Here is a 22162-nt window from a genome sequence, read left to right as displayed (position 1 = left end):
TACTTCTAATGCGAAAGGGAAGTTAATAATCAATGCGTATTCCTCCATTTAATCCATATATAGCTGTATTTATTGGTGTGTTTGCAATTTCAACCACCGCGATTCTAATTAAGTTAGTAAGTGGAGCCCCTATTTCAATCATTGCAAATTTTCAACTACTGATTGCTTTGCTCATTATGGCTCCAATTATCTTTACAAAATATAAACACGAATTTCAATCCATTACGAATAAGAATTGGGTTGTCTTGATTGGTGCAGGAATAATACTAACCGTTCATCTAATTCTTTTAATGGAATCCTTACAGTTAACTTCTGTTTCAAGTTCAGCATTATTACTAACATTACAATTCATCTTTACATTACTTCTACCTTCGATATTACGGCAGGAAAGATTATCATCAGGAGCATTTATAAGTGCCATTATTATATTATTTGGAAATGCAATCATTCTACGTGGAGATTTCTTGTTGGGTGGAGACATCATTTACGGAGATGTTTTCGCAATCCTTGCAGCAATTGCACTTTCGATATCGCAGCTTTTTGGGCAAAAGATTAGAAGACGAGTATCCGTCATCACCTATACGTTTATCCTATTTTCTATTGGTGCTGCGATATTAATTATTTATAATATTGTTAAACAACATTCTTTCGTTAGTTATCCAGTGAATTATTGGTGGGTATTTATTGCATTAGCAATTATCCCAACTTTCTTTGGTCACTTCTTGTTTAATTGGGCTGCAAAATGGATGAATGCTTCTGCCATTTCCTTCTCCACTGCATTTCAACCTGCTGGTGCAACAATATTAGCACTGCTCATATTAAATGAAATGGTTTCTTGGTACCAGGTTTTAGGCGGGTCGATTATCTTATTCGGTTTAATCATGTTAATTGTAAGCACAACAAAGAAGACGGAATTTACTATTTCTAAAAAGGAAAATAAATAAAGCAAGGTTGATGATTCATACAATTGACACAGGAAGATAAGAAAAAAATACTACCTTTTTCCTATTTGCTGATATACTATTAACATTAATAATAAAGTAGGTGTTTTTATGACTATTCAACTAATGACAGACAGTGGTGCTGATATTCCCAAAAAATTAAGCGATGCGATTGATATAAAAGTTATTCCACTATATTTAAACTTTAGTGATGGTGAATATAAAACCGGTGTCACTTTAGATTTAGAAGGTTTTTATAGAAAAGTAAAGGAGTTAAAGGAAGTACCTCGTTCTGCTGCTCCAAGCCCGAGTGATTTCTATGCAGAATATAAGAAGGTTGATCCGAGCACTCCAATTCTAATGCTAAGCATCTCTAAAGGATTAAGTAGCACGTATGAGAATGCAGTTGCAGGGAAAAACATGTTACTTGAAGAGGAACCGAACCGTAAAATTGAAGTAATCAACACTAAGACAGCATCAAGTGGAATCACTTTATTACTTCAAGAAGCAAAAGAAAAAATCGAAGAAGGCTTTACATTTGAGCAACTTACAAGCTATATGACTGAATGTACCGAGCATATTACAACCCTATTCGTCTTGAAAACCCTCGATAACCTTGTACTTGGTGGAAGATTAGATAAAGTAAAAGGAAAAATTGCCAAAACCCTTAATATCAAGCTGCTAATGCGTGGCAGTGATGAGGGTACGATAGAAGTTACAGAAAAGGTTCGCGGGGATAAAAAGTCAATTAGACGGTTTATCGATCAAATTGGAGAATACACAAAGAATGTAGAAGACAAAGTGATCGCAATGACCCATTGCAATGATGAGCACCGTGCGAAAAAAGTGCTCGACGACATTCGAAATAAGTATGCATTTAAAGATGCCCTATTAACCGAAACAGGACCATTGATTTCCACTTATGGTGGAGAAGGTGCATTGGTTATTGCCTTTTTTAAAGACAAATAAGAGAGGCAAAAGTACAAGAACCCGAATAATGACGTAGGCGGTCTGCGCTCCATAACGTTTGTGATTCGAGGTTGTCATGTAATGTGACGAATTTGATCTAAGCATTCCTTCCTAGGAGTTCCTTAGAAGAGCAAAAAGTCTGCTTCCCCGTTTGGAGCAGGCTTTTAGTTTGTTCGATTTAAGAAGTCATACACCATCGTATTCAATGTATCACGATCATTCCCTAGACAAATAAGATGTCGAGATTGGTCAAAGAAGACGACTTCTTTATTCTCAGATTGAATTTCCTTGTCTAAATAATATGCCGTTTTATATGGTACCATTCCATCTAAATGGCCCTGGGCTATTAACACTTTTGAGTTAATCTCCTTTAAATAACGCCGGGTAAATTTAACTAACCTCATAAATTCAATATTCGCCCGCATTGGAATCGCCCGTGCACTTAGCTTCTTTTTATAATGAAGATAAAGTTTATTTTCACCTAGTGTTCCTCTAATTCCATCTCCAATTACATCTCCAATATCCAGAGCGATTTGTTTAAGGTTTAAGTATTTACCAGAAGCAGCTAACAATACAAGCTTATCAATATTATATTTTGCTGCCAAATAAGCCGCAATCATTCCACCCATGGAAAAGCCAATTAAGTATATTTCGTCAAAATCTTGTTTCAATCGTTTCAGCGCATTCTCTGCTGCTGTAATCCAATCCTTATATGATGCATTTTCGAGATGTAGCTCCATCCCATGTCCAGGCAATGTCGGTACTTCGATATGCCAGTCAGTATTTTCCTTCAAATAATTTGCTAATGGCTCCACTTCATATGGTCCACCAGTATATCCATGAATAACTAAGCATCCAATCATCAATCATTACTCCTTTCGTCTCATTTAATATGTGTCAACTATCTACTATTATCCTATAACTTTTTACCATTTCGTCTGAATTTGCTCACTCCTTCACTATATTTAACATATCCTTTACAATCATTTATCTAGAGTATCTAGCGAGCCTTAATACTTAAAAAGAATACACGACACGCAACTTATAGTTCGCTTACTAGGATGGAGAAAATATCCCTAAGAAAAAAGAAGCTGATATGTATTATCGCTAACACTATCAGCTATATTATGTTTACGTTCTAAAGTTCTTTATAATCGAACCAAATTGTTGGATTATTGGTGAGACCTGATGATAGGTACTCGCTAGTTGGCCAACAGTTGATAACATTTTATCGAAATCAACTTGCCCATTCCCATCTTGAAAAAAGGACTTAATATTGCTCGTCGGTCCTCCATTAGGAGACTGCATGAAATTAGGGTTTGTTGCTGCTTGATTCGCCCAGTTTAATGGCTGCTGTGGTTTTTGAAAATAATCATAAGGTGTTTGTTGTTGGATTGGGCTATTTATTGGATAGTTTTGCTGGAATGGTTGTTGTGAGTATATATTATTGTGAAAGTTATTTTGTGGGTATATGGGTTCGCCTTGAAAATAGGAGGAATAATAATTCATCAATATACACCTCTTTATTAAATCGTTTCTATAATAAAGTATGCAATAATTGTTAAATAGGTGTATTCGTTGGTACCTCTACTTTCCATATCCTCTATACTTAGAACGCGTTAATTTGACCTTGACTTTCTTTTTCTTAGTGCTGATATTAGTTTTTCCTTTTGAAATCCTAATATCGGATACTTTCTATCCTCAATAAAGGTTGCAGGTGTTCCAAAAATTCCTTTGCTTTGCAGTTCCTGTAAATATTGTCCGTCTTTTGTTACATTTTTTGTTTTGTACCTTACCTCCAATGTATCCATAAGTTTTAATACCTGACTGCAATGCGGATTATCCTCACTAATATAAATAATCACATTTTTGTTACTCAAAAGAATCCCTCTTCCTAGTTGTTAGTCGATGGATATTTTTCTCTATACAGGTAATAAATACCCAGATTTTACGTTTATTAAACAACCTATTTATTAGAAAACTTGGTTGTCAACAAGTTTTTTAGTGACTGCCTTAGTTGCACGCATGTAGTAAGAAATTTTTTATTCTTTCTTAACTACCAATTACTTAATATTTATATTATAAAATGTCGGATATTATTGTACTGTTTAGCACCACTTGCTGGTCAGATAAAACTAAATCTTTCGAATTGATGTACCTAATTTTTTTAATAAATGAGTTGCCATCTCTTTTTCCTCTTCACTCAATCCTGACATCATATCTCGAATCATCTTCCAGTGATTCGGAAAGATCTCATCTAATAATTGCTCACCTTTTTTATTTATGCTGGCATAGGTTATCCTTTTATCACTTTCACAAGGCTTCCGCTCGATATACCCTATTTTTTCTAGCTTATTTATGATATATGTAATACTGCCACTCGTAATTAGAATCTTCTTACCTATTTTCTGTAATGGCTGCTGTCCTTTATGGTACAGAAGCTCCAATACTGCGAAATCGGTAAAGTTTAATCCTTTTGATTTAATATCTGCTTCAGCGCGTTCCATCACAGATTGATATGCTTTAGACAAGGTAACAAACAGCTTTAATGATGTATCATTCATTTTCTCTTCCATCTGCTTCATCGTCTATCCTCCTTTTTTACTGATAGATAAGACCTATTCTTATTATCGGTAAAACCTTCAAAAAGTGTAATTTCCCCCATGAGTTTAATGAAGTTTGTATAATAGATATATACATAATGAAGAAATCCGAATATATTGGAGAGGATTTACTAACATGTCAATCGAAACTGCAAAAATCAATATTCTATATACGAGTGATATTCATGGACATGTACTGCCAGTTTTATATGGAACAAATGAACCAGCAGTCATTGGACTAGCAAAATATTCGACGGTTGTGAAAGAATTCCGAGCGAAGAATAAGAAAGAATACTATTGTTCTTGATAATGACGATTTAATTCAAGGTACGCCATTAATGACATATTACGTAAATCATGCTACAAAGAGAGAAAACCCAATGGTTGGGATATTAAATCATTTGGAAATTGATGCAGGGGTCATCGGTAATCATGAATTTAACTTTGGAAAAGAGATATTAACTGACGCAATTAATCAATCCAATTATCCTTGGATTTCGGCAAACACATTGGATTTAGAAAGTGGTGAACCTTTATTTGGTCCCCCCTATATTATGAAGACATTATCAAATGGAATAAGAGTAGCAATTGTTGCTGTCACGACTCATTATATTCCGAATTGGGAATCACCGAGTAATATTAAAGGCATTGAATTTGCCGATGCTTTTTCCACATTACAAAAATGGGTTAACCACATTCGGGCATCAGAAAACCCTAATATGCTAATTGCCGCTTACCATGGTGGACTAGAACGTGATCCAGAAAATGGAGAACCTACGGAGACATTGACTGGTGAGAACCAAGGGTATCAAATGTGTGAACAGATAGATGGTATTGAATTCCTATTAACCGGACATCAACACCGGACTCTAATAAGCAAGGTTCATGATGCACTTGTCATTCAACCTGGAAATAATGGACAAGCATATGCTGAAATTGGCATCACACTAGTAAAGAACAATAATCATTGGCAAATCACCGATAAACAGGGAAGCCTTCATACTTTGGAAAATATCGAATCTGACCCTTGGGTTATCGGCTATATGCGAGAACTTGAAGAATCTACGCAAAAGTGGCTCGATCAACCAGTGGGATATATTGAAGGAAACATGACAATTACAGAGCCACTCCAAGCCCGAATTCACAAGCATGCTTTTGTTCAATTTATTCAAGATGTACAAATCGATGTAAGTGGAGTGGATATCTCGATTACTGCTTTGCTGAATAATACATCAACTGGGTTTGGGCCTACAGTTACGATGAGAGACATCGTCGCAAACTATATGTACCCGAATACCCTCGTTGTCCTTGAACTTACAGGGAAGGATATTAAAGCTGCATTAGAAAAAAGCGCAACCTATTTTAGGCTAAATGAGCGAGGTCAAATATTAGCGAATCAAATGTATCTTGAGCCTAAACCACAGCACTATAACTATGATATGTGGGAAGGAATTGATTATGTGATTAATGTAGCGAATCCAATCGGATCAAGAATTGAATCTATTACTTACCATGGTGAGAGGCTTGAAGCAGATAGCACTTATAATGTCGTCTTAAACAATTACCGGGCATCAGGTGGTGGAGATTATGTGAAGTTCAGAAATAAGCCAGTAAAGAAGGAAATCAAAAGGGATACAGTAGAACTAATACATGCTTATTTCAAAAAGAATAAAACGGTTCGGGCTCACGTAGTAGATAATTTCATTGTAAAACCAAAAGGAAAGGGGGATTAATTCCCCTTTCCTCTTTATCATACAAAATGAATCTCTTCATTTTGAATTTTTATTGTTATTTTCTCGCTGACGAGATCGTGCTTTTCCGCCCTTTTCACCATTTTCCTCATAAAACTCTTGGTCATGGTTTCGTGCGGTCGCTTCTCCACCCTTTTGACCGATTTCCTCATAGAATTCCTGGTCATGGTTTCTTGCGGTTGCTTCTCCACCTTTTTGACCAATTTCCTCATAAAATTCTTGGTCGTGGTTTTTGGCGGTTGCTTCTCCACCTTTTTGACCGATTTCTTCATAAAATTCTTGGTCATGATTTCTTGATGTTGCTTTTCCACCTTTTTCTCCTGCTTGTTCACGAGACATCTTACCATTATTGTTCTTAGCCATTTGTATATAACTCCTCTCAATATTTGATAGTCTTGCTCGTACATTAGTTGTATTCCACGCTTGAAATTCTTTAAACATTTAATTCCATTTTATATAGTATTGTAATAAGAGTATAATACTTTTACTCAAACAAGTGTTTACTGCATATTATCCTCCAAGAACAACTGCACAATGTTCTAATTACTATTTCTTACTATTTCTTTTGTTCAATTTCTCTAATACCTTTTCAGCTGCTGTATCTTTTTCTTCTTTTTCTTTGTCTTCCAATGCAAAATTGATGCGATCTTCGGTTGGCAAACTAAAATACGAATCCTTTTTGGACTTCTGTTCTTTGAAAACCATATGCTCACCCCTTTCGATCATAGTTTATAAATTTCTCCATGTAATTCCTACGTCAGGTTCGGCCACGTCCAGCTCTAGCGACTAGCGAGACTTCCCTTACCTTCGTACGATAAAGAAGACTTGCCGATTGGTTACACATGAGGCTTAGTCGCACTTATACCCTTTGTCGTGAAAATCAACTTCGACTCCTGGTGTTAAGGAAGACCGACTAAAAACAGGCTTCGCCAACGTCGGCATACCCCTAAAGAGAGAGGGTATGTTTCCTTTATCTCAAAGGGCAAGGAGAAGTTCGACTTAGGTCACCACTTCCTGGGACTGCGAGTACTCGCCCCATCGAAAACCATTGTGGCAATGTCGAACCCCCCCTCTTCCTGAGGGGCGCAGTCCGTACGTTGCTAAACTAGCTTTACGCTTTTATTCTTTTTATAATCGAGCATTTATTTCAGAATTCATATAGTTTTTCCGTTTCATCCACACGAAACCATCGCCTTTCGTAATAATGGCAACATCAATCGGTGGGCCAACAGTCTCTGTCGCTCTTGTGACACGACGTTTAAAAGAAGTAAGATTTACCAGCGTTTCTGCCATATCTGCTAACTCCTCTTTTGGCAATGATCTAACAACACCGAGCAGTGGCTCAATATAATTCGTTTGCTGGTATTCCTTTAATGTGTCCTCAATAGATTCGTATACTTCTTTACCCATCTTTTCAAGATCAGTAACCTGTTCATCTGTAAACTGAATCGACAAATGTTTTTGAATCTGGTTCGGATAATCTTTTAATACTTTAGCAATAATATCGAAAATGACTTCCTCCATACTTGGTTCCATCCCGCTAATAAATGAATCCACCATTTCCCGTTGGGCAAATGCTGTGACAGATGCAGTACCATCTTCTTTATCTGAGGTATAGCTAATTTTCTTTTCTTTTAGCTTTTTATATTTCAATTGATTACATACAAAACCTTCCAGCCTGTAATTTAACAGATGAGGGAAAATCTCCTTTTCTCCATACCCAGCAATTACTAACCCAGTACTCCCTATGCTGAAGTAATCCTTCTTCGTTGCTTCAAAGGCAAGCATATAGAATTTTTCTGCCAGATTTTCAGGAATCTCATACATAATCAACTCATCTTTTACTTCATCTATCACTGTGCCAAACTTCTCTTTAAAGACTTGATAGTTTAGCTCTAAAAAAGACTTTTCCTCATTTTTATATGATTTTATATTTCTACTCACACAATCAACTAACCAATCGGTCACTTTTTTTGGAGAAACATTGCTACCTGTATTTTTTTCATTGGTTATCGTTTCTTCCACTTCCCTTACGATACGCTTTAATTTATCAGAAAAAATGCGGTAGACGATTATTTCTTCCACTTCCTCATTTTTAAATCGATTATCATGCCGTAAAAAATTCAACAGGTCCTCAACATAATCCGTTAAATCAGCAAATTTCTTTTTACCCAAATGATCTCGATAAGATTTAATAATGACATCCCAGGGCACCTCCATAAAGGATGCAGCACCATAGACCATGATTCCGACTGGATGGTCACTCGATAGAGAAAATAATTTGTTTGCTGTATTATAAACCTTTTGCACACCCTCACCGCCACTTGTTATCGCACTGTCAGCAGCCATGGACAATCCCCGCTTATTCATAACTACTACTTCTGCTGTCATGAGCATACCTCCTTTTTTCTTACTATATATGTATCACTTATCAAGACATATGAAACGAAAGCAAAATCAGCTATTGCGTAAATAAAACTGATTTGAAGTCCTGTAATAATTTGGGATCGCGGTTAATAAACAAATTCTACGGGTAATAAGAAATTAGCTTATAAAATTGATATATAGGTGGAGATTATCATGGAAACTACAATAACAATGAAAATAATTGTTGGACTCATAGCGTTATTACTCGTTGTTCGACTGTTGGGGAAAAAGGAACTTTCACAAATAACACCGTTTGATCTTGTATATCTATTAGTTCTTGGTGGCCTGCTTGAAGAATCGGTTTATGATGATTTGGTGAGTGTGTGGGATATACTTTACGCAATAGCATTATGGGCGATTCTAATCTTTATTATTGAAATGATAGTGAGGAAGATTGAAAAAATGCGCCCCGTATTGAAAGGAGAACCATCAATTATAGTCTCAGATGGTGAACTCGATATTAAGAAGCTTAAAAAGAATAAACTAGAATCCGAACAGCTTCGAACAATGCTCCGTCAACAAGGGATATTTTCTTTAAAAGAAGTAAAGTATGCAGTCTTAGAACCAAGCGGCCAATTAAGTGTTATGAAAAATGAATTATCATCACCTGTTACTGCCGAAATGCTATCCATTAAACCCGAAGAAACCTCATTATCCTACTTATTGGTTGATGAAGGGAGAATTGAGGACAAGACACTAGAATATATCGGAAAAGATGAGGAATGGCTGCGAGCACAATTATATGAAAAGGGGTATAAAGACTTAAGCAAGATTTATTATGCTGAATGGTCTAAAACGCATGGGTTTGTTGTTAGAGGGGTAGATAGGTAGGAAATTCTAAAGAGGAATGATAATATATTTCTCTACTAGGATTTTTTCGAAGAATATGCTATTGAAACAGCCTCATCGGACAGAATGAAGCTGTTTTATAACAATGAGATAAAGCCGTCATATAAATAGAAGCTAATCCAAGTGGATTAGCTTCTATTTCCATTGTTTAGTCATCATCACCGTGATCAATATCAACAACTAGAATTTTTCCAGTGTATGCATCGATTTCTATTTCTGCATCGCTATCCCCATTTTCCATTTCAATTTCATAAATTAATCGTCCATCGTCTTCATCAAGGTCAAGCTCGACGATTGTACCTGAAAATTGATTAGCAGCAATGCTTCTCGCTTTTTTATCACCAATTACAGCTTTGTTAGTTGATTTTTGTTCAACTGTTTTTTGGGTAACAGAATCTTTGTCATCATCTGTTGCTTTACTTTCACTCTTTGTTTGCCTGTCTTCATCTGTTTTTATGTTATCATTTTTTGTTTCCTTTTCATCAAGAGCTAGAACTTCACCAGTATTTCCATCAATCTCTAATTCGTATTCCCTATTGTCATTTTTAATTTCCACCTCGTAAATCGGCTTATTTGATTTTTCATCTAGTTCCAGTTCCGTAATTGTTCCTGGATATTGGGTTGTCACTTTTTCTTTAATTTCATTTACTGTAATCACTGGGTCAGCATTTACAACTACATTTTGTGAAAACCCTAATCCGACTAATCCGGCAACTGCCATCGCTCCAATAGTTACGCCTATTTTCTTTTTCATATTATTTCCTCCTTGTATTCTTGTTACTTACATCATAGCTATCATGAATGAAAGGATCATGTGAAGAAAGTTAGAAATTGATGAGAATCTTTGTATTTCCCTTTAAACATGGTCCTTAATTCTGGGTGATGTCTAAGTTTATAATTTCCCCTGTAAATGCGTCCACTTCAATTTTTGCCTCTTGATTCCGATTTGTAATCTCAACTTCGTATGTTTGGCAATTATCGACCCATGTAAGTTGATGCTGTTTCACGATGCCTGTAAATTCCTGTAATGCAATGTGTTCTGCTTCTAATAGACTTATTTTTTCTCCGTTTTCTGGATTAGCTATTGAAGCACTTGTTTGCGACGGACCAAATACGAATAATCCGATGCAAATAAATGTAGCAATAACGAAACCAATTGTCTTTTTCATCTCTTTTCCCCCTCGTTTTCTTGTTACTTACATCATATCCATCATGAATGAAAAGACGATGTGAGTAAGATTAGAATTTGATGAGAATAAAAAAATAAGCTACTAGATTTCTCTAATAGCTTACGATTTAATCTTCATCATCCGCTGATTCAATATCCAGCAAAATTACATCTCCAGTATAGGCATCGATTAGAATTTCTGCTTCTGCTGTTTCATTTTTCATTTCGATTTCATAGCTTAAACGATCGTTATCTTTTTCAAGCTCTATCTTTTCAAATGTACCAGTAAATTGCTTTAACGCAATTTCTTTAGCTTGTTCTAGATCAATTACCGCATCGCTAGTAGCTCTCTGTTGGGTCCCATTATTTCCTGGTTGATCCGGTTGTTCCTCTTTTTTATTAGCATCCTTCTCTTTTTCCACTGTTTTACCCTTCTGTGCTATTTTTCTGGAGTTGTCTTGCATATTGATGGATAGCACCTCACCAGTATTGCCATCCATTCTAATTTTATAGGACTTGTCACCATTATTGGAAGTAACGTCATATACTGTCCCATTCTCACCTGCTACTAATACCGGTTCCGATATCGTTCCAGGGTATTGACTCTCCACCAATCGCCGAATCTCTGCTACTGAAAGCTTTGGTTCTTTAGCAGAGCCGCTCCAAAGAAAAATACTAATTCCCACAATTATAATTACGACGATGCTTGCCACGATGATACCTAATTTCTTTGCCATTTTATCACCCGCTTCAAACTTTTATTACGTCAATCAACTGGTAATGCTAGTGAAAAAGTCGATCCCTCACCAGGTATACTTTTCACAGATAATGTTCCATGGTGCTGATCTGTGATAGTCTTAGCGATTGCTAAACCGAGTCCAGTCCCACCTGTATCCCTGTTTCTTGCCTTATCAACACGATAAAATCGTTCAAAAATCCGCGATTGCTCTGTTTCTGGTATTCCTTGTCCATAATCGCGAACCGAAAATGTAGCTAGATTATTTTGTTCTGAAAGCTTAATTTCTATTTTCTCTTTACTATATTTCAACGCATTTTCAATGAGAATATACAGAACCTGCTCCAATTGATCGCGAGATCCATTCACAAAAACAGTACCTACTTCTTGAATAAAATGAAATTGCCTTTTATATGCACCTTGAAACGTTGAAACAGTGTCCGCAACAAGAGACGTGAGGTCAATCTTCTCCCTGGGTGCTACTTGCGTATTCTTTGCTAATGACAGCATCTGTTCAATCAGTTTTTGCATCCGGTCGGCCTCTGAATCGATCGCATCAACTGCTTCTTGAAAAAGCTCTGGATTATCGCGCCCTCGCCGTGCAAGTAATTGTCCATAGCTCTTCACAATTTGAATGGGCGTTTTTAATTCATGGGATGCATTGGAAACGAACATCTCCTGTTTCTCATAGTTGTCCTTTAAATAATCAATCATTTCATTAAAGGTCATTTCCATCTCATATAATTCGTCCTTCGAGCGGTTCTCAACATTAATTTTCTTCCATTTTGCCTGCTTCGTGTTTTCCTTCATTGTTTCGATTAATTGTTTTATCGGGAGCAGAAGAAATTTACTTAAAACATTTCCCGCAATTAAAATTGGAATAAGCATAATGACAAATAAGATTGACAGGACATAAAATAATGTTTGCATCGTTTCATGAAGTGGAATTAAATGATTTGCAACCTGTACTGTCACAATTTCCCCTGCATGCTCCCCATTAGTCCATATAATTGGCTTCGTCACTATTGCAATATCTGGTGCATTATCCTGAGGAAGAAGTTCCCGCGATTCTGTAGTCGTATATCCCCAAGGTAATGTCTCATACTCCCCTAATTTCATCAGCTGATGGATTGGATTACCATTCTTATCAATTACACGAATGATTCCATCTGCGGGTAAATAAGCCCTTAACAGATTTTCCGCTTCCACTTCACTGATTTCTGGATTATCCGCCAATGTTGTGAAGAGAGTATTTGTTTGTTCTGATAATTGCTCTAATTCGCTATCAGCAGTCATTTGATAAAATAGATAGTAAATGGCGATATTCACGAGCAAGATTAAAATGAGCATCAATAAACTAGAAAAAAGCTGAATCTTAGTCTTTAGCTTCATTTATCAAGTTCCTTTATTGTATAGCCGACACCACGTATAGTTTGGATATAAGGTGATTCAAATCCTTTATCAATCTTTTGACGCAGATAACGGATATAAACATCAACCACATTAGTATCACCGTAATAATCGAATCCCCATACTTGTTCGATTAACTGATCCCTAGTCAAGACGATATTTTTATTTTCCAGCAGGTAGACAAGTAAATCGAATTCACGTGGTGTAAGTTCTATTTGCTTCTCGTCCCTTACAATTTCACGACTACTTACATTTACACTTAATTCCCCTATAGTTAGCATATCAGCAGTTTCTTTCTTCCCTTGAGGTTTTCGTAAATGCACACGGACTCGCGCTAAGAGCTCTTCAATCTGGAATGGCTTCGTAATATAATCATTCGCACCTAAATCAAGACCGCTTACTTTATCATGAATTTCATCTCTTGCCGTTAATAAAATTACCGGAGTATGTTCATCCGTTCGCCTTACCCTGCGAAGCACTTCTAAGCCACTCAATTCCGGAATCATAATATCAAGCAATACCAAATCCCATTCCTTTTCTCCAATTAAACGGACTGCGTCATTGCCATTATCTGCAACTTCTGTTTCATAGTTTTCATAATCCAGTTCGATTTCCAGTACTCGACTTATTTTCCGCTCATCTTCTACTATTAATATTTTTGGGCGTCCCATATTCCTCACCTGCCTATTTACTAATTACTCTCTAATCTTCGCATAAATACAAGAATCACGTAGTTCCTCCCTATCGATAGATACCGAAGCATTTCGGAGAGTTCCCTCAAGCGTATATCCTAAACGTTCTGGAATGGCCCTGCTCTTTACATTTTTCGAATCACATTGAATTTCAACTCGATTTGCGTGCAGCGCATAGAAGGCATAAAAGGTTAATCCCTCAACGGCTTCTAGCATGTAGCCATTACCGCTTTTTCTGCTATCAATCCAGTACCCAATTTCAAATGCCGGTACATTCCAGTTAATATGATGAAGACTTGTCGAGCCAATAAAGTCACCCGTCTTTTTATGAAAAATGTGGAAGCGTAATTCGATCCGTTGTAAGAAATGAATATGTGCCTCCCTCACCATCTGTTCCACCTGATCCAGAGACTGTTCATATAAAGCGAACTCCAACCATTTATTCAAGTCCTTCCTACTTGCATTCATCGCGTCATATACAACATTCCCATCACCAGGCATTGCCATTCGAATAAAAAGACGTTCCGTATTAAAATCTTGTGGTAAATCAATTAATATCGGATTTATCATGTGCTGTCTCTTCCCCTTACTTCCCGATAGTTTATACTATTATACTAATGTATACGAAAAAATACGAATAGGTGCCTGTCACACCTCGAATTTCGAATATATTGATATCAACCAATTAAAGTACTATATCAGCCGTTTTTCAAGTATTTCAGCTTTTTCTTGCCCAAAAAAACGATCACCATATGATATGAATGATCGTTTTACTAATTAGCCTAGCTGTTGATGAAGAAATGCTGATACTTCTCCCGGTGATTTTGTGTAAGCACTATGCTGATGTGCAAGCTTCTCTCCATTTTGGAAAATTAATATACTCGGTATCCCCATCACATCGTAGCTCTCAGCTACCCCGTTTAGCTCATCACTATTTACTTCATACCATTGATATTGACTGAATTCGCTTTTAACGTCACCAATAAACATATCAAGTACCTTACAGTCTGTGCACCAATCCGCATAAAACTTTACGATAATTGGATTCTCACTTTGAATTTTTTCTTCAAACATTTCGATTGTATTGATTTTTTCCACTCATGGTCACTTCCTTTCTTTTATTCCATTGTATATAACTCCCCCTAACTTGTCCTATTCTTTGCTTTAAATATATTTTTCAACTAAATTTTTGGAAAATATAATAATAATCCTTGCATTTTCTCTTTTAAAGGTTATATACTCTAAATAAGCTACTTTGCATCGCAAGGTAGCTATCTAAAGGTTCACTATATTGTTATACAAGGTAGGTGAGTGAAAATTTCACAACGAAGCCAACTATTAAAAGGAATTTTAGAAGGATGCATTTTATCGATTATTAAGATGCAACCAACCTATGGCTACGAGGTTTCGATGAAACTCCAAGAATTTGGATTATCCGATGTTAGTGAAGGGTCCATTTATCCGATATTACTTAGACTACAAAAAGAAAAATTGATCATTGGAGAAATGAAGAAATCAGATACAGGTCCAAAACGGAAATATTATCAACTCACAACTGAGGGAGAAATACAACTCACCGAATTCATTCATCAATGGGAATTACTTAAACAACCAGTAGATAAAATTATTGAAAAAGGAGTTCATTACAATAAAAATAAATGATTCGATTATAATATCAATCCTAAAATTTGTCTGCTATATGTAGAATACCGATTAAGCTATGTAGTCATGGTTTTGTTTATTCAAATTTAAAATTCGACCGATTTATAAGAAGTATAGCCTCAGGAAACGGGACGGACAGCAAATAACCATGTGCAATATTCTCGTTATAGAAACGCCAGCATTCTATGCTGTGACTGTGTTTACGATTACCATTTTCGACGTTTTCATTCTATATTTACTTATTTTCTAGGCAATGGTTGAACAAAATCGTTATTCGTAAAAAAGAAAATTCAAAACAAACTTATATGAATCTTAGAAGGTCAAAAAGGTCTGAATTACCCCATAAATTTGCAAGAAAATAATTAGACTGGCAGGTGTATCTATGCTTCCCGATTTATTAGAAACAATTGTTCATCTCTTATATGGCTGTATTATTTATGTAATCTCTTACTTACTAAGAAAGTGGAATACAAAACTAGGATATGTCAGTGAAATTACGTTAGCACTTCTATTTAGCAGCTTTATCTTTTATCAAAATGGTTATTCTGACGGATTTATCTATATTTCTTTTATGTCAGCTGGATACTTATCGATGCATTTATTATTAGCTGATTATGGAAAATTTGGGGAGATAAAAGCGGAAATTAACGAGCAAACTGCTATAGAAGAAATACAGATTGTGCGAAATAACAAGCGAATATTCGGAGATTTAGCGATTTCCATCCTTGTATTTGCTGGTGCAACCCTATTTTTAATTTATGGACCGGAATATAGTCTCTTAAATTATGTCATCGTTTTTGGTATGCTCACTGCCATTACAGAAATGATCAAGCGAATCATAACGTACAATACAACAAGAATATATTTATCAAAAGAACTAGAAAGCTTGTATATTCTGTCTCGCTTAGATTCAAGAATATACCCGCTTGAGGATATTGAGAAGATAACAATCGAAACTGGAGTAGATCTATTAAAACTGCACCCTTATCTTACTTTATTTACAACGAATACTGATTTTACGACTAGCTTTGATAAAGTACTGCGATTGCAAATGCCTGGTGAAACTGTCTATCTAACAATTAAAGAAACAGAAACATTGAAAGCAGAAGTAGAGCCAGAATCCCAAATAGCGGATGCAATAGAAGAAAAGGTTACTATTCTGCCTCTCTATCATAAGAAGAATATAAAGCGACTTCTCGGCAAGTTTTATTTCGCGATTACAGTCAAAGGGGTTTCGGCATATACAAGTATTCTATTGCTCTTATATATTATCAAAGCACCGGTTTGGCTAATGGTTAGTTTTGCAATCATTTATTGGCTCTTTAATATGTATGTATCCGATCGTGTGTTAAAGGTTGCAATGGATGCAAAGCCTACTAAGAATCCTGATGTCATTTCTGCAGCTGAAAAAATATTCGTTCGTGCTGGAATTCCAAATGTAAACGTTTATGAGACAGATTCTGCACAGTATAACGGGATGGCGACAGGAATGAATATCGGCAAATCGATGGTAACTTTAACCTCAGCTACATTAACATTACCGATTGAAGCAATTGAAGGAATTTTAGCTCATGAAGCAGTACATGTAAAGAAACGTGATGTTATGTGGGGACAACTATGTCGTGCCTTTCTAATGCTCGTTGTCGTCTTCTCACTTTTATTTGTGTTAGAACAGATAGAGAATATAGAAGATTATTCTACACCATTATTTTTTATTATTTGGACACTTATGCTCCTTTTTCCCCTTGTACAATCATTTTATTTACAGCTAATGGAAGTAAGGGCAGATCATTTAGGTGCTGCATTTCTTGATGGAGGTAAACGGCAAATGGCCGACAGTCTAGCCACGCTTGCTACTCGTCAGGATGAAGCATTGAGAAAAGCACAACAATACAGTCTGGAAATAAGAAATCAAAAAGAGATTAAATCATCCTTAGAGCGCTCACCGTGGTTTTATCGACTATTAGAGTTTCAATTTATGGCCCATCCTCCAATCTATTGGCGAGTACATACATTAAGAAGTGATCGTAATCAATGGGGCAGTCGAATTTGGAAGCGTTGGTTGGCCGATCGATTTAAAGAATCATTTACAAAGTAGCATCATTTATAAAGGAGGTCATTAACAGTGAATCCCAAGGACATTGTTCAGTTAAACAACGATAAAAGAAAGATGTTACATGAGGAAAACTTAGCTTATTATGAAGATATGCTTATCTATATCCGTTTAAATGCTAATAAATCTGAGCAACAGACTGAAGAAGTGTTATTAGAGCTGCTTGAACATCTGCTTCATGCCCAGACAGAAGGTAAGACCGCAAAGGATGTATTTGGCGATGATTTAAAAGCATACTGTGATGAAGTGATCGAAGAAATTCCCAGTGAACAGACAAAAGACACAGCAAAGCTGCTCAGTTTTATTGTTATCCAATTTCTGGCTATTATCAGTCTCTGTCATGGTATTATCAGTTTTGGACTAAATTACTTTTTTGATTTAGGTTCCAATTTCATAACCTTTCAGTTAGGTTCAGGGGTCATTATCATACTTGGTTATTTAATCTCGCTTTACTTATTCATCAAAATAATTATGAAATGGATGAAACAAACATCTTTCAAAAAGAAGAAAACAAAACCATGGGTAGAATTTCTACAGGTTTGGATTATCAGTATGGTATTTATTGGAGTTTTTATACTTATACCAATCATTACTCCTGGATTCGGTACAACAATAAGTCTTCCGATACTGACATTTGCTGTGATTGGAGCTGTCTTATATTTAATATCCTTTATTCTAAATAAAATGTATCGAATAACTGCTTAAAAGTGCAGCCCCTATGTATGAGGGGCTGCATTTTACTCTTCCACAAACTTAAGCTCAGGCACCCACTGTGCCATATGTGCCTGAATTTCCTCATACTGAGCCGATGCATCTGCCAAATCCTGATTTGTTAATTTATACATTGGAACTACCCGATACTCCTTCAACTCTGGTCGAAACTTCACATAGGTTGGCAGGAATTCTGGAGAATGAACCTCAATTGTATCCTTCTCCCCTTGTATTGTCTTCATAATCTTTACCGTTAATACTCCACCTATCCGCTGATACAATTCCTGCTGATTTGATAGAAAATTACCGAGTGAATACGCTGCGAATGTCTTATTTCCATCCTTACCTGTCACCCATTCTACTGGCTGTAATACATGTGGATGATGCCCAATTACAATATGAACTCCCTGATCAGCTGCAAATTGAATGAGCTCCTTTTGCGCTTCATTTGGCAGTCTTTCATATTCATTACCGAAATGAAGGCTGAGAGCAATAACATCTGCTTCCTCCTTCGCTTTCGCAATTTCACTAGCAATCAATTCCTGATCAATAAGATTCACTAAATAATCCTTGCCATCTGGAACTGGAATGCCATTCGTTCCATATGTATAAGATAAAAATGCAATAGAAATCCCTTCTGGTGTTTCATAGACTCGTAGATTTTCCCTATCTATCTCGTTTTTGTACGCTCCTGTGTACATCATATCTATCGTTTCCCAATGGCTGATTGCGCTCTGAATTACAGCTTCTCCACGATCCAATGTATGATTATTAGCGATGGAAACAACATCTACTCCTATATTTTTCAACGCATCCCCAACCTCATATGGACTATTAAAGGAAGGATATGTTGATAAACCAAATTTCTCTCCACCTATCATCGTTTCCTGATTTGCGATTGCAACAGTAGAACGTTCTAAGTAAGGAGCAACTTGTTCGAGCATCGGCATAAAATCATATCCCCCATCAACCATCGCATCTAAATATACCGGACTATGAATCAACAGATCGCCAATGGCAGAGAGGCTAATTTCTTTTGTTATAATCGGCTGTTCTTTTTCCATGAGAGATACTTCCTTAAAACTCAAATTACCAAAAGGAATTATTTCACTAGGTTTGCTACATGCTGAAACTATTGAAAATAGAATAATAACGAGAATCAATCGACCAAATTTCAATTTATCCATCATTTTTCTCCTCTTTAAATTTGATGCTATTATACCATTTAACAGGGTTTTAATCTTCAAATTTTTTACATTTTTCCGTGTAATAGGGTATCACTTAAGATCAAATTAGTTTTGTAGAACTATCAATCAGTCCTTACTCCTACAAAAAACAAGCAAAGGAATTCATTTTAAAGAGAAATTTGCGTCGTATCTTAGCAGATTCTAAATTCCACGTTCTCCATAGTCCACTTGTCCATTCCTAATCTATGAAAATCGAATAACTTGATAAGGAGGGGAGTGTTATGTATGGCGAATGATAAAGATACGAAAATGACGTCTGAATTAGCGAAGCATCTTTTAAACGATAAAAATGCGTATTTAACAGAAGAAGGTAAACGAATTTTACAAGGATTAGTAAAAGAAAAGAAATGGTACCACTAATAGGAGATAGGCTTTGGGGAAGTTCGGTTGAAAACCCGATGTCATGGGACTGCGGCTACTCGTCCCACAAAAGACCATTGTCGCAACACCGAACTGACCTACATCCTATATGCCCCACCTATGTAGTAAGAAATAATATATACTTTCTTAACTACCAAATATATTCTGTTATCTGTTTTTTTATTTTATTGAAACTTTTCCAGTCCTCACCCGTAAGAAGGTATAGAAAGAATAATGGAGGTATGAATAATGACAGAAGTTGCAATGGAATTGATTGACCTCAAAAAGACAATTGGCAAAAAGGAAATTATTAAAGGGTTATCCTTTACAATTAACCGCGGCGAAGTATTTGGCTTCATCGGACCGAATGGTGCTGGAAAAACGACAACAATACGGATGATGGTTGGCTTAATGAGCATTACCGATGGTGATGTCCGAATACTTGGGAACAGTATCAAGCAAAACTTTAAAAAAGCAATACGAGAAGTTGGTGCAATTGTAGAAAATCCAGAAATGTATCCCTTTATGACCGGTCGGCAAAATTTGTTGCATTTTGCTAGGATGATACCCGGGATTGACAAAGAGCGCATCAATGAAGTAATCGCAGTTGTCGGATTGGAGAAAGTAATTAACCAAAAAGCCGGGAAATATTCATTAGGAATGCGGCAGCGTCTTGGGATTGCACAAGCACTTTTACATAAGCCCTCGATTTTAATCCTTGATGAACCGACAAATGGATTAGATCCAGCTGGAATTAGAGAAATTAGACATTATATCCGCAAGCTAGCCACAGAGGAAAACGTTGCAGTTATTATCTCAAGTCATCTTTTATCTGAAATTGAACTCATGTGTGACCGGATTGGGATTATTAAAAATGGTGAACTAATAGCCACACAGCTTGTAAACGATACGACACCAGATAACATTAATCTCACACAAGTAACACTCGAGGCAACACCAATAAATCAGGCAATCGATTTATTAAAGACAAATTATGAAATCGATGTTGTTCAAGAGGGCAACCAGCTTATTTTCCAAAGTGAAAAAGAAATAATTCCAAATGTGATTAAGACCTTTGTAAAACACGAGATTGCAGTTTATCAGGTCGGTGTTTCTAAAGCAACGTTAGAAGACAAATTCTTTGATTTGATTGGGGAGAATACAATTGAGTAATTTTTTTCAGCTTGTATATAATGAACTAAATAAAATTTATATCCGTAAATCAACATGGGCTATGTACGGTATTTTAGCCGCATTAATTATTGGTGGAGCCATTCTTACAAATTCCTTTGAGGACTTAGATAAGTACGAGAATGACAATTGGCGTGAAGTATTACAAGAAGAGAATGCAGCATTAGAGCAAGAAATCGCAGAATATGAGTCAGATGATTTTATTCTGGAAATAAACACTTCTGAAATTGAGAAGAATAACTATCACATAGAAAATGATATTCAGCCTCAGTACGGTGCATGGCAATACGTCTTAGAAAACGCTGGATTGCTCTCCATTGTCAGTTTGCTTACAATCATCATTGCTGCTGGGATTGTAGCAAATGAATTTCGCTGGGGCACGATTAAACTATTACTAATCAGACCGATTACCCGAACAAAAATACTTGCATCAAAATATGTATCTGTACTGATTTTTGCTTTGTTTACTTTATTATTTGTGCTGATCTTTTCTTTAATCGTTGGTGCATTATTCTTCGGACTAGAAGGAATGAATCCGCCGATTGTTATTGAACAAGGCGCAGGATTCGCTGATGTAAGTGCCATATCACATATACTGTCAGAATACGGTTATGGCATGGTGAACCTAATCATGATGACAACCTTTGCCTTCATGATATCCACTGTTTTCCGTAATAGCTCACTCGCAATTGGAACTGCTATTTTCCTAATGATGGCTGGTAATACAATTGTTTCTATTTTCATGGAAAAACCTTGGGCCAAATATATTTTATTTGCCAATACAGATTTAAGTCAGTATGCGAGTGGTGGAGAACCATGGGTTGAAGGAACTTCACTAGGATTCTCGATAATAGTATTAATCGTGTACTTTATTATCTTCCAATTATTATCCTGGTTCTTCTTTAATAAACGCGACGTTGCAGGTAACTGAGGTAAGAGCTAGCGGGTAAATATCCGCTAGCTCTTTATTTTATAATATTTTTTAAATTCTATATGCGCTAACTATTCTTTTGATATAATATAATTGAGTTAGCAGATTGATGTTTATATAAATGTTTTATGAAATTTTCTGATGATGTAGACTGTGGACTAACTTTAGATAGGAATTCCTCACGGGCTGTTCGCTCCGAGAATAATCTTTCTTTCTATAATATAAGACGAGAGGGCAATCCCTCTACCATCGCCGTTGATTGTAGCGGAGGACAGGAGACTTCTGCGGGAATAGGAACGGCTGAAAATCCATCGGAAGTGGTTTTCTTCCGATGGAGCAGACCGCGTTGCCCTATGGCGTGCGACTGTCCACAGCGGAAATCAACATTGCGCCTAGTTCGC

General features: G+C 36.3%; 24 protein-coding genes and 1 pseudogene. 10 read left to right on the top strand and 15 right to left on the bottom strand.

The window, feature by feature from the left end:
- The first annotated feature begins 32 nt into the window (after nt 1-32).
- Entirely contained in the window at nt 33-944 is a 912-nt protein-coding gene (locus CWR45_RS18930) for a DMT family transporter (protein WP_115751405.1), read from the top strand.
- Between the two features lie 108 nt (nt 945-1052).
- The gene (locus CWR45_RS18925; RefSeq protein WP_115751404.1) at nt 1053-1910 is read left to right on the top strand and encodes a DegV family protein; all 858 of its coding nucleotides are present in this window, start codon (nt 1053-1055) and stop codon (nt 1908-1910) included.
- A gap of 164 nt (nt 1911-2074) precedes the next feature.
- Here CWR45_RS18925 and CWR45_RS18920 read toward each other — a convergent pair whose 3' ends face one another.
- The 4 genes from CWR45_RS18920 to CWR45_RS18905 form a co-directional block, all read right to left on the bottom strand.
- A complete protein-coding gene (locus CWR45_RS18920) occupies nt 2075-2773 on the bottom strand; it encodes an alpha/beta hydrolase (protein WP_115751403.1) in 699 nt (232 codons plus the stop codon).
- Between the two features lie 268 nt (nt 2774-3041).
- Nucleotides 3042-3419, bottom strand: a complete 378-nt coding sequence (locus CWR45_RS18915) for a YppG family protein (protein ID WP_115751402.1) — start codon at nt 3417-3419, stop codon at nt 3042-3044.
- 110 nt (nt 3420-3529) lie between these two features.
- Nucleotides 3530-3790, bottom strand: coding sequence for a glutaredoxin family protein (locus CWR45_RS18910; RefSeq protein WP_115751401.1), 261 nt, complete (start codon nt 3788-3790; stop codon nt 3530-3532).
- 255 nt (nt 3791-4045) lie between these two features.
- Nucleotides 4046-4495, bottom strand: coding sequence for a MarR family winged helix-turn-helix transcriptional regulator (locus CWR45_RS18905; protein ID WP_115751400.1), 450 nt, complete (start codon nt 4493-4495; stop codon nt 4046-4048).
- Between the two features lie 154 nt (nt 4496-4649).
- On the opposite strand from CWR45_RS18905, the pseudogene CWR45_RS18900 reads away from it, so the two are divergent.
- Nucleotides 4650-6246, top strand: a pseudogene (locus CWR45_RS18900) (bifunctional metallophosphatase/5'-nucleotidase).
- A 36-nt stretch (nt 6247-6282) separates the two neighbouring features.
- Here the strand turns inward: CWR45_RS18900 and CWR45_RS18895 are convergent.
- The 3 genes from CWR45_RS18895 to CWR45_RS18885 form a co-directional block, all read right to left on the bottom strand.
- Nucleotides 6283-6627 (bottom strand): KGG domain-containing protein, encoded by a 345-nt coding sequence (locus CWR45_RS18895; RefSeq protein WP_115751399.1) that lies wholly within the window; start codon nt 6625-6627, stop codon nt 6283-6285.
- Nucleotides 6628-6810: 183 nt separating this feature from the next.
- Nucleotides 6811-6969 carry a hypothetical protein gene (locus CWR45_RS19955; RefSeq protein WP_170138914.1) on the bottom strand — a complete coding sequence of 53 codons (159 nt, stop codon included), beginning with the start codon at nt 6967-6969 and terminating at the stop codon, nt 6811-6813.
- A 423-nt stretch (nt 6970-7392) separates the two neighbouring features.
- Nucleotides 7393-8655, bottom strand: coding sequence for a hypothetical protein (locus tag CWR45_RS18885; RefSeq protein ID WP_115751397.1), 1263 nt, complete (start codon nt 8653-8655; stop codon nt 7393-7395).
- A gap of 189 nt (nt 8656-8844) precedes the next feature.
- Between CWR45_RS18885 and CWR45_RS18880 the strand changes: the two genes are divergently transcribed.
- Nucleotides 8845-9522: a DUF421 domain-containing protein gene (locus CWR45_RS18880; RefSeq protein ID WP_115751396.1), complete on the top strand. Its 678-nt coding sequence runs from the start codon at nt 8845-8847 to the stop codon at nt 9520-9522.
- A 166-nt stretch (nt 9523-9688) separates the two neighbouring features.
- Here the strand turns inward: CWR45_RS18880 and CWR45_RS18875 are convergent, their stop codons facing one another.
- The 7 genes from CWR45_RS18875 to CWR45_RS18845 all read right to left on the bottom strand — a co-directional run bounded on the left by CWR45_RS18875 (nt 9689) and on the right by CWR45_RS18845 (nt 14644).
- Nucleotides 9689-10294 carry a PepSY domain-containing protein gene (locus tag CWR45_RS18875; protein WP_115751395.1) on the bottom strand — a complete coding sequence of 202 codons (606 nt, stop codon included), beginning with the start codon at nt 10292-10294 and terminating at the stop codon, nt 9689-9691.
- 115 nt (nt 10295-10409) lie between these two features.
- Entirely contained in the window at nt 10410-10709 is a 300-nt protein-coding gene (locus CWR45_RS18870; RefSeq protein WP_115751394.1) for a PepSY domain-containing protein, read from the bottom strand.
- A 127-nt stretch (nt 10710-10836) separates the two neighbouring features.
- On the bottom strand, nt 10837-11445 hold the full coding sequence (locus CWR45_RS18865) for a PepSY domain-containing protein (protein WP_115751393.1): 609 nt from the start codon (nt 11443-11445) through the stop codon (nt 10837-10839).
- Nucleotides 11446-11474: 29 nt separating this feature from the next.
- Nucleotides 11475-12836, bottom strand: a complete 1362-nt coding sequence (locus tag CWR45_RS18860; RefSeq protein ID WP_115751392.1) for a HAMP domain-containing sensor histidine kinase — start codon at nt 12834-12836, stop codon at nt 11475-11477.
- Nucleotides 12833-13525, bottom strand: coding sequence for a response regulator transcription factor (locus tag CWR45_RS18855; RefSeq protein WP_115751391.1), 693 nt, complete (start codon nt 13523-13525; stop codon nt 12833-12835). The genes CWR45_RS18860 and CWR45_RS18855 overlap by 4 nt, the downstream gene beginning before the upstream one ends.
- Nucleotides 13526-13549: 24 nt before the next feature.
- A complete protein-coding gene (locus tag CWR45_RS18850; protein ID WP_115751426.1) occupies nt 13550-14113 on the bottom strand; it encodes a GNAT family N-acetyltransferase in 564 nt (187 codons plus the stop codon).
- Between the two features lie 210 nt (nt 14114-14323).
- Complete coding sequence (locus CWR45_RS18845; RefSeq protein ID WP_115751390.1) at nt 14324-14644, bottom strand: thioredoxin family protein; 321 nt, start codon at nt 14642-14644, stop codon at nt 14324-14326.
- 219 nt (nt 14645-14863) lie between these two features.
- Here CWR45_RS18845 and CWR45_RS18840 point away from each other — a divergent pair, with 219 nt between their 5' ends.
- From CWR45_RS18840 to CWR45_RS18830, 3 genes are all read left to right on the top strand, one after another.
- A complete protein-coding gene (locus tag CWR45_RS18840) occupies nt 14864-15208 on the top strand; it encodes a PadR family transcriptional regulator (protein ID WP_115751425.1) in 345 nt (114 codons plus the stop codon).
- A 382-nt stretch (nt 15209-15590) separates the two neighbouring features.
- Nucleotides 15591-17306 carry a M56 family metallopeptidase gene (locus CWR45_RS18835; protein WP_115751389.1) on the top strand — a complete coding sequence of 572 codons (1716 nt, stop codon included), beginning with the start codon at nt 15591-15593 and terminating at the stop codon, nt 17304-17306.
- 27 nt (nt 17307-17333) lie between these two features.
- On the top strand, nt 17334-18026 hold the full coding sequence (locus tag CWR45_RS18830) for a DUF1129 family protein (RefSeq protein ID WP_115751388.1): 693 nt from the start codon (nt 17334-17336) through the stop codon (nt 18024-18026).
- 32 nt (nt 18027-18058) lie between these two features.
- Here the strand turns inward: CWR45_RS18830 and CWR45_RS18825 are convergent, their stop codons facing one another.
- A complete protein-coding gene (locus CWR45_RS18825; protein WP_115751387.1) occupies nt 18059-19219 on the bottom strand; it encodes a CapA family protein in 1161 nt (386 codons plus the stop codon).
- A 285-nt stretch (nt 19220-19504) separates the two neighbouring features.
- Here CWR45_RS18825 and CWR45_RS20360 point away from each other — a divergent pair, with 285 nt between their 5' ends.
- The 3 genes from CWR45_RS20360 (at nt 19505) to CWR45_RS18815 (ending at nt 21761) form a co-directional block, all read left to right on the top strand.
- Nucleotides 19505-19639 (top strand): PIN domain-containing protein, encoded by a 135-nt coding sequence (locus CWR45_RS20360; protein WP_147294849.1) that lies wholly within the window; start codon nt 19505-19507, stop codon nt 19637-19639.
- Between the two features lie 249 nt (nt 19640-19888).
- Entirely contained in the window at nt 19889-20812 is a 924-nt protein-coding gene (locus CWR45_RS18820; RefSeq protein ID WP_115751386.1) for an ABC transporter ATP-binding protein, read from the top strand.
- Nucleotides 20805-21761, top strand: a complete 957-nt coding sequence (locus CWR45_RS18815; protein WP_115751385.1) for an ABC transporter permease — start codon at nt 20805-20807, stop codon at nt 21759-21761. Before CWR45_RS18820 ends, CWR45_RS18815 begins: the two co-directional genes overlap by 8 nt.
- Nucleotides 21762-22162: the final 401 nt, after the last annotated feature.

It is taken from the genome of Oceanobacillus chungangensis (assembly GCF_003369565.1).
Taxonomy (GTDB): Bacteria; Bacillota; Bacilli; order Bacillales; family Amphibacillaceae; genus Oceanobacillus; species Oceanobacillus chungangensis.
The sequence above is the reverse complement of the archived record's forward strand: the minus strand, read 5'-3'. Positions and strand labels throughout refer to the sequence as shown.

Coding starts and splice junctions, on each gene's coding strand:
- CWR45_RS18825 (WP_115751387.1), bottom strand. CDS start 19,219: ATGGATAAATTGAAATTTGGTCGATTGATTCTCGTTATTATTCTATTT.
- CWR45_RS18870 (WP_115751394.1), bottom strand. CDS start 10,709: ATGAAAAAGACAATTGGTTTCGTTATTGCTACATTTATTTGCATCGGA.
- CWR45_RS18920 (WP_115751403.1), bottom strand. CDS start 2,773: ATGATTGGATGCTTAGTTATTCATGGATATACTGGTGGACCATATGAA.
- CWR45_RS18905 (WP_115751400.1), bottom strand. CDS start 4,495: ATGAAGCAGATGGAAGAGAAAATGAATGATACATCATTAAAGCTGTTT.
- CWR45_RS18915 (WP_115751402.1), bottom strand. CDS start 3,419: ATGAATTATTATTCCTCCTATTTTCAAGGCGAACCCATATACCCACAA.
- CWR45_RS18925 (WP_115751404.1), top strand. CDS start 1,053: ATGACTATTCAACTAATGACAGACAGTGGTGCTGATATTCCCAAAAAA.
- CWR45_RS18835 (WP_115751389.1), top strand. CDS start 15,591: ATGCTTCCCGATTTATTAGAAACAATTGTTCATCTCTTATATGGCTGT.
- CWR45_RS18930 (WP_115751405.1), top strand. CDS start 33: ATGCGTATTCCTCCATTTAATCCATATATAGCTGTATTTATTGGTGTG.
- CWR45_RS18860 (WP_115751392.1), bottom strand. CDS start 12,836: ATGAAGCTAAAGACTAAGATTCAGCTTTTTTCTAGTTTATTGATGCTC.
- CWR45_RS18875 (WP_115751395.1), bottom strand. CDS start 10,294: ATGAAAAAGAAAATAGGCGTAACTATTGGAGCGATGGCAGTTGCCGGA.
- CWR45_RS18895 (WP_115751399.1), bottom strand. CDS start 6,627: ATGGCTAAGAACAATAATGGTAAGATGTCTCGTGAACAAGCAGGAGAA.
- CWR45_RS18885 (WP_115751397.1), bottom strand. CDS start 8,655: ATGACAGCAGAAGTAGTAGTTATGAATAAGCGGGGATTGTCCATGGCT.
- CWR45_RS18855 (WP_115751391.1), bottom strand. CDS start 13,525: ATGGGACGCCCAAAAATATTAATAGTAGAAGATGAGCGGAAAATAAGT.
- CWR45_RS18820 (WP_115751386.1), top strand. CDS start 19,889: ATGACAGAAGTTGCAATGGAATTGATTGACCTCAAAAAGACAATTGGC.
- CWR45_RS18865 (WP_115751393.1), bottom strand. CDS start 11,445: ATGGCAAAGAAATTAGGTATCATCGTGGCAAGCATCGTCGTAATTATA.
- CWR45_RS18880 (WP_115751396.1), top strand. CDS start 8,845: ATGGAAACTACAATAACAATGAAAATAATTGTTGGACTCATAGCGTTA.
- CWR45_RS19955 (WP_170138914.1), bottom strand. CDS start 6,969: ATGGTTTTCAAAGAACAGAAGTCCAAAAAGGATTCGTATTTTAGTTTG.
- CWR45_RS20360 (WP_147294849.1), top strand. CDS start 19,505: ATGGCGAATGATAAAGATACGAAAATGACGTCTGAATTAGCGAAGCAT.